Here is a 6,541-nt window from a genome sequence, read left to right as displayed (position 1 = left end):
GCCCAGGCCGGGACTCGGTGGCGGTGGCCACCGCCACCGAGTCCCGGCCTGGGCGGGCGGCCGGGGTCTACCCGGTGAGGTACACCTGAGCTGCGCACAGGCTGCAGCGGGCGGTGGTCTCCGTGAGTTCCGCTGGGTACCAGGTTTCATGGGTGGCGGTGGTGTGCAGGCCCACGACCGTCATGCCGCGGGTGGGCCGATGGCACAGGGTGAGCTCGACCGGCTCCAGAGAGCCGGGACTCTTGGGGCGGGCTACGTGGAGGGTCCCGAGGCTGCCGAGGTCGGGACTGTTGAGCACGATGATGTCCACGCCTCCACCCTGGCCCGGGACCGCTGGCGGAGCGAGCCGAGCAGTGGGAGGCGGAGATACCGGCGTGGTACAGCGCTTCCCGCAGCACCCACTCGCACACATCGGGGCCGGGCCTCACCCTCTGGGCAGTCTTCGACGGGGCTTACCCGGGCACCTGGGATGGAGTGGAGGCGCTGCTGGTCATGCCCGTGACCTTCCGAACGACTAACGTCCGGCCGCGAGCACAACGTCGAGACAAACCCGGCACCCGGTGGTTCAGGGTGATGCTGGCGGTCAGCGTACTGACGGCCATACCGGGCCCTGGCCGATACGGCGCAGACTGTAAGCCCGACTGCCGCTGGGCTTGTCGTCGACCGGTCGCCCTGTCCGGGCCCGGATCGTGGGGTGCAACTCCGCTGGCCGTTCCAGCGGGCGCGGTCGCGGGGCGGTCCGCGATGGTGGGGGTGCGGTCGGATGCCGCAAAGAGGAGGGCCCGCCCGTTCCAGTCCCCAGCGGGCGGGCCCAGCCGACGACGCCCTTCGGCCAGGCCTGGCCGTCCCCGAATCGGGAGCGCGCTGATGGAGAACTTCGAGACGGTGGCGGACCGCCTGTACGCGCTGGCCCCGGCCCGGTTCACCGCGGCCCGCAACGCCGCCGCCGACCAGGCCCGCCAGGGCGGCGACCGCGCGCTGGCCGGGCGGATCGGCCGCCTGCGCCGCCCCACCCAGGGCGCGTGGCTGGCCAACCTCCTCACCCGCACCCACCCCGAGGAAACCGGAGAGCTGCTTGGCCTCGGCCGGGCCCTGCGCGATGCCCAGAGCCGTCTGGACGGCGAGCGGATGCGCGAGCTGACCGTGCGGCGCCATCGCGCGGTAGCGGAGCTCGTCGCCGCGGCGGCAGCGGCGGCATCCGCGGGCGGCCATCAGCCGGGCCCGGCGGCGCTCGCCGAGCTGGAACACACCCTGCTGGCCGCCACCAGCAGCCCGAGCGCGGCCGACGCCCTGGCCGGCGGCCGCCTCAGCGGGACGCTGGAGACCACGGCCCCAACCGATGTGCTCGCCGGCCTGGCCCTCGCAGACCTTCCCTCCCCCCGGCAGCTCCGGGATGCACCCGCCACCGCCGGCCAAACCGACCGGACGGCGCACACCACCGGCGAGGCACGCCGCAAGAAAGCCGGCACTGGACAGGAAGACGGGCGGCAGCAGGAAGACCGGCTGTCCCAGCGACGCGAGACGGCCGAACGGGCCGAGCGCGACATCTCCCTCGCACAGCAGACCCTGCACCGCCTGGAGCGCGAACTCCAGCGCCTGGCCGCCGACCGCGAGAAGGCCTGCAAGCGGGCCGATCACGCCGCCGGGACATTCCGGCGGGCGCAGGCCGAAGCCAACCTGGCCGCCCAGGAGCAGCAGGACGCCGAGCGCGCGTACGCGGCGAAGCGGGCAGAACGGGACGACGCCGCGCGGATACTGCAGGAGGCCGGGCAGGCCGCGGAGCGGGCGCGGCGGCGGGTCGAGGAACTGGCGGCCGCGGCCGCCCGGGCGAAGGGAGGCCGGTGATGGCCAGGCCTGTGTGGACCGGGGTGCTGACCTTCGGTCTGGTCACCGTGCCGGTGGCGTTGTACGCGGCGACGGAGTCGCACACCGTGAGTTTCCGGCAGATCCAGCGCGGCACCGCCGACCGGGTACGGAACAAGCGGGTCAACGAGCGCACCGGAGAAGAGGTCCCCTACAGCGAGATCGTGAAGGGCTACGAGCTTATTGAGGGCGAGTACGTGATCGTGGAGCCGGAGGAGCTGGAGCGGCTCTCGCCCGGCCGGTCCAAGACCATCGAGATCCGCGGCTTCGTCGACTTGGCGGATGTCGACCCGATCTTCTTCGACACCACCTACTACCTGGGCCCGAAAGGCAAGGAGTACACGAAGATCTATGACCTGCTGCAGAAGGCTCTCGGGCGCTCCGACAAGGCCGGGCTGGCGCTGTTCTCGATGCGCGGCAAGGAGTACCTGACCGCGGTGCGGGCCGAGGGCGACCTGCTGGTCGCCCACATCATGCACTTCGCCGACGAGGTCCGCGACCCCCGCCGGGAGGTCGACGACCTGCCCGCCGCCGACACCGTGGTCGGTGAGAAGGAGCTGGGTGCGGCGGCGCAGCTGATCGAGATGCTCGCGGTCGACTGGAATCCCGAGGAGTGGCACGACACCTTCGCCGACCAGGTCCGCGAACTCATCGATGCCAAGGCTTCGGGCCAGGAGATCGCCGTCTCCCAGGGCCCCGCGGAGAAGCCCACCAACGTGGTCGACCTGATGGAGATCCTCAACCGCAGCCTCGAAACCACCCGCAAAGCCGGCACCGGTGAGCGGCGGGGCGCAGACACTGCGGGCGAAGCCGAGAGCACCGGGCCCTCGCGCGCCCGGGCCCGCAAGCCCGCGGGCGGCGCCGGGCGGGCGCGGCCGAAGGCGGTGGGCGGGAAGAAGAGCACCTCGGCTGTCAAGCGGACGCAGCCCGCCGCCGCTGCCGGCGGCGGGAAGAAGCGCGCCACCGCGACGAAACCGGAGGATCTGGGGGCGCTGACGAAGGCCGAGCTGTACAAGAGAGCCACCGACCTCGACATCCCGCACCGCTCCGCCATGACCCGCGACCAACTCCAGGACGCCGTCAAAAAGGCCCGCCGACGCCACCTGCGCACCGCGTCCTGACAATCCGCCGGATGCTGACGAGGCGCCCCGCGCAGGCCTATCGCCCTCGGGCGGCACGCCCGTGAGCTACCTGCAGTCGTCCTGGCGTCGGGGATCAATGGAGCAGCAGGGGCCGGTCAGGTCCTCTCGGGCTCGCCGAGCGTCCAACCGCTGATCGTGGTCGCGGGGCCCCGCCAGGTCGGCAGGGTGTGGCTGGAGCGGCCGGAGCGGTAGGTCACGTCCCACAGGTGCAGAGCGCGGTGGTCCCGCTCCCGGCGGCGCCAGCCTGGTCCCCGACCTCGATACGCAGCCGGTCGCCGTCGGATACCAGGTGCAGCATCGCGTGCACGACGGCCGGGTCGGCTTCGCGTCTGTCGTTCCGTTCGCGAGGCGGCGGGCGAGCTGCTGCCCAGCCCGCTTCAGCGCAGGTGAAAGCGGTTGATCGGCGCGGTGGGCGGTGTATGGTGCGCGGTTTTTTCGGCCTACTGGCCGGCCATGTCCAGAGCGCACGAGCCGGCTCCGAGAAGGGCTTGACTGACGCCCTCAGCGGGCTACCGTGCCGCGCCATGGACCGTCAGGAGCGGTTTCGGGGCGCGCCGTTGTGCCCGGCTTTGTCCCTGGTCCGGTCCCGTGTCCGCCAACCCGTACGAGACGAAGGAGACGACCGTGGACGAGATCAGGCCGCGCGAGATGGGCGACACGGCGGGGTGAGACGGCATCGAGCGCCGGACGCAGCCGGTGGATCGGGGTGAGGTGCCGGCGTGGCGCAACCCCCAGCGGATGAGCGGGGCCCTTCTCCTCGCTGCCGGGTCCTGCGCCGTGGGCGAGGTGGTGCGTTTCCTGGCCCATCTGGGGGTGCACTGGCACTGACAGCCGGCCAGTGCTCCAGGCCGGGGCCGTCGTCACGGCGGCCCCGGCCGATGCCTGTGATCAGCACCCTGATCAGCCCATGGGGCTCAGGGCGTGTCGCCCTCCCAGTCCCATCGATCCGGCCGGGGCCAGTAGTGGGCATGGCTCAGACCGTACGCGTCGATCTTGGGCAGCTCCGTGCCGTCGTTTCAGTTCTTCCTGTGCAACAGGATGCTGAGGACGAGTCGGGCGTCGCGGCGGCGGTCGGGGGTCGGGGCGGCGATGGCGGTGAGCGCGGTCAGGGCGAGGGTGAGGGTGTAGCCGCTGGCCAAGGAGGTCAGGCCGGAGTCGAGGAGCGTACCGAGGACAGGCATGGCGTGGTTCCTTCGGTGGTCAGGTGAACCGGATGCAGGATGCGCCGAGCGCGACGGGGTGCCAGCGGGCGCCGCGGCCCGTTTCCTGACGGGCGGGCTGCGGCGGGCGGATCAGTTGGCGACGAGGTCGTGGAGGTGGTCTGCGATGTCGTCGGTGGGGAGTCTGAAGGCTCCGCACATCTCGTCGCGGAGGGTGGGCCGGCTGTCGATGGCTTCGCGCAGGGCCGGGTCCGGGCGGTGCAGGTTCGTGGCGTCGGTGAGGTATTGGACGAACCAGGCGGTGTTGCGGGCGTATTCGGGTACCGCCAGGGGCGTGGGGGCGATGGCCTCGGGGGGGCTGTTTTCGAGGCGGGCGGCTTGGTCGAACCAGTGCTCGGCGTCTCGCAGTTCACCGAGCCGGGCGTGGTGGAAGTAGAGGCAGTAGGCGGCGGTGCCGTTTCCAGCGCCGGCGGCGAACTGCCACCACCACTGGGCCTCGCGGGGCTGGCCTGTCAGGTGGAGCAGGCAGGCGAAGACCAGGCCGCCGCGGGGGTCGATGCGGTCGCGGTCGAGTTCCATCAGGTTGTCGAGCCAGTCGGGCGCCTGGTCTTGGTTGATGACGTGGATGGCGAGGAGGCGCAGGTCACGCTCGGCGTAGTCGTGGAAGGTCAGCCCCTGGGAGTCGGTCACAGGGGCTGCGGCGGGGGATGCTTCATCGGGAGCGCACGGGCACGCGGGCGGCCACGGCGGGGGCAGCTGCTGGGGGGCGCGGCGGGCGGCGAGCTTCTCGGCGATGCGGCGGCGGCCGGCTTCGACGTCGTAGCTCGGCTGGTCGGCCCGGGTGCGGCGGGCGCGGTGGAGCAGGCGGTCGAGGTCACTGGTCATGTCTTACTCCTCGTCAGCGCGGGCGGTGGAGCTGAGGCGGAGCAGGCGGCGGGGGGCCAGGCGCACTTCGAGCTTGGCCCTGGCCTGGCAGAGCAGGGATCGGACGGTGGCGGGTTCGATGCCCATGACTGCGGCGGTCTTGTCCATGCCGAGGTCGTTGAGGCAGTGCAGGAGGATGACATCGAGTTTGGCGCCGGACAGCTCCAGGACGGCGGCGGCAACGGTGATGCCGATCTCCAGGTCGGTGACGGCGTGGGTGTCGATTTCCCGCAGGATCGGCTCGAACTCACGCCGCAGGGCGTATGAGAAGGCGTGCTTCTGGATCAGGGCGAGGTGTTCCTTGCGGCGCTTGGACTCTGCTTCGACGACGCGGCGTAGCAGGGCCCAGGCGTAGGCGGCGGGGTTGGCCTGGGTCATCACGTGGTCCCAGTGGTCGGCGAGTTGGGCGAAGACCTCGTCGACCAGGTCCTGGGCGGTGTCGTCCTCGTAGAGGAGGGAGGTGGCGTAGATCAGGTACTCCGCGGCGTGGAGGGTGTGGAAGGCCTGGAACGCTATGGGCAGCGTGGATGCTTCCGGGATTCCGCTGAAGCCGTCGGTGGAGGTGGCGTCGTTCACTCAGACCTCCTGCTGGCTGTCCGGCAGGGTGCCGCGCGGCCTGGTGGAGCGGGTGGGTGCGTCCTGGCCTGCGGGCCGGTCGCCTGGTACGGGGGTGGGGCGCTCGGCTTGGCGGGCGTGCAGGTCGATAGGCATGGGGGGTTCCTCGGCTCGGGGCGGTGAGCGGCACCAAACCGGCCAGTAACTTTCCGTACTGGATGATCACCGGAAAGTGCCGATGTAGGTCATCCAACCGTTCGAACACCCGCTCCGTTCACGCGAAGAAAGTAAAAACAAACGGAGCGTCACATTCCGAGGTTTGACGGAAATCCAGCCACACCGGCACACCAGACCGCCACGCGGGCAGCGCGACCCCCGAGACGGCGCAACGCCCCACCACGCCCTCCTCCAAGAGATGCAAGCCTGAACCGGGCCGCTCACTCCTTGTCGGGCTCGCCGAGGGTCCAGCCGCTGATCGCGGTGATAGATCCACGCCAGGTCGGCAGGGTGTGGCTGGCTGCCTCTGGTGAACGGTGCACGGGCCCGCGTCATGCACAGCACGCAGTCTCAGGAGCTGATCCAGATCCTGGACTGACCCGGCAGGCACTCCGAAGAAGACCGGAACCCAAGATCTTCATCGCCCTTCTCGGCGATGTCCCGGCGTCGGCGCTCCAGCAGCCCGACCCGCGCTGCGCTGCCTGGTCGGCTACGTTGCCTCGGCGAGGAGTGGGTATTCTGACCGGCGGCTGAGCTTCGGTCCCGGACGAGACGCGCCGTACCCGGTTATGCACGACGACGCGCTGTGCCGCCTTGGCGGCACTGGAGGGCCCTTTCCGAGGTGGAGGGGGCTTGGCGTCTCGCGGAGGGTAGTCCGGCATGACCGTTCCACTGACCAAG

7 protein-coding genes and 1 riboswitch are annotated in these 6,541 nt (G+C 71.0%); of the genes, 2 read left to right on the top strand and 5 right to left on the bottom strand.

The genetic code is table 11. From position 1 onward, the window contains the following. Positions 1-67: 67 nt before the first annotated feature. Positions 68-310: a hypothetical protein gene (locus ACFC1R_RS38245; protein WP_375946340.1), complete on the bottom strand. Its 243-nt coding sequence runs from the start codon at positions 308-310 to the stop codon at positions 68-70. 557 nt (positions 311-867) lie between these two features. Between ACFC1R_RS38245 and ACFC1R_RS38240 the strand changes: the two genes are divergently transcribed. Both ACFC1R_RS38240 and ACFC1R_RS38235 read left to right on the top strand, forming a co-directional pair. Beyond that, positions 868-1,845 (top strand): hypothetical protein, encoded by a 978-nt coding sequence (locus ACFC1R_RS38240; RefSeq protein WP_375946339.1) that lies wholly within the window; start codon positions 868-870, stop codon positions 1,843-1,845. After that, positions 1,845-2,984, top strand: coding sequence for a Ku protein (locus tag ACFC1R_RS38235; RefSeq protein WP_375946338.1), 1,140 nt, complete (start codon positions 1,845-1,847; stop codon positions 2,982-2,984). The genes ACFC1R_RS38240 and ACFC1R_RS38235 overlap by 1 nt, the downstream gene beginning before the upstream one ends. Positions 2,985-4,021: 1,037 nt before the next feature. Here the strand turns inward: ACFC1R_RS38235 and ACFC1R_RS38230 are convergent. The 4 genes from ACFC1R_RS38230 to ACFC1R_RS38215 form a co-directional block, all read right to left on the bottom strand. Next, on the bottom strand, positions 4,022-4,186 hold the full coding sequence (locus tag ACFC1R_RS38230; RefSeq protein ID WP_375946337.1) for a hypothetical protein: 165 nt from the start codon (positions 4,184-4,186) through the stop codon (positions 4,022-4,024). A 111-nt stretch (positions 4,187-4,297) separates the two neighbouring features. Continuing rightward, a complete protein-coding gene (locus tag ACFC1R_RS38225; protein WP_375946336.1) occupies positions 4,298-5,050 on the bottom strand; it encodes a hypothetical protein in 753 nt (250 codons plus the stop codon). A 3-nt stretch (positions 5,051-5,053) separates the two neighbouring features. Beyond that, on the bottom strand, positions 5,054-5,665 hold the full coding sequence (locus ACFC1R_RS38220; RefSeq protein ID WP_375946335.1) for an RNA polymerase sigma factor: 612 nt from the start codon (positions 5,663-5,665) through the stop codon (positions 5,054-5,056). Next, positions 5,666-5,800: a hypothetical protein gene (locus ACFC1R_RS38215; RefSeq protein ID WP_375946334.1), complete on the bottom strand. Its 135-nt coding sequence runs from the start codon at positions 5,798-5,800 to the stop codon at positions 5,666-5,668. A gap of 583 nt (positions 5,801-6,383) precedes the next feature. Continuing rightward, positions 6,384-6,446, top strand: a riboswitch (guanidine-III (ykkC-III) riboswitch). The last annotated feature ends 95 nt before the right edge of the window (positions 6,447-6,541 follow it).

It is taken from the genome of Kitasatospora sp. NPDC056138 (genome assembly GCF_042264695.1).
Lineage (GTDB): Bacteria > Actinomycetota > Actinomycetes > Streptomycetales > Streptomycetaceae > Kitasatospora.
Note: the sequence above shows the minus strand (reverse complement) of the source record. Positions and strands in the feature narration are given on the sequence as shown.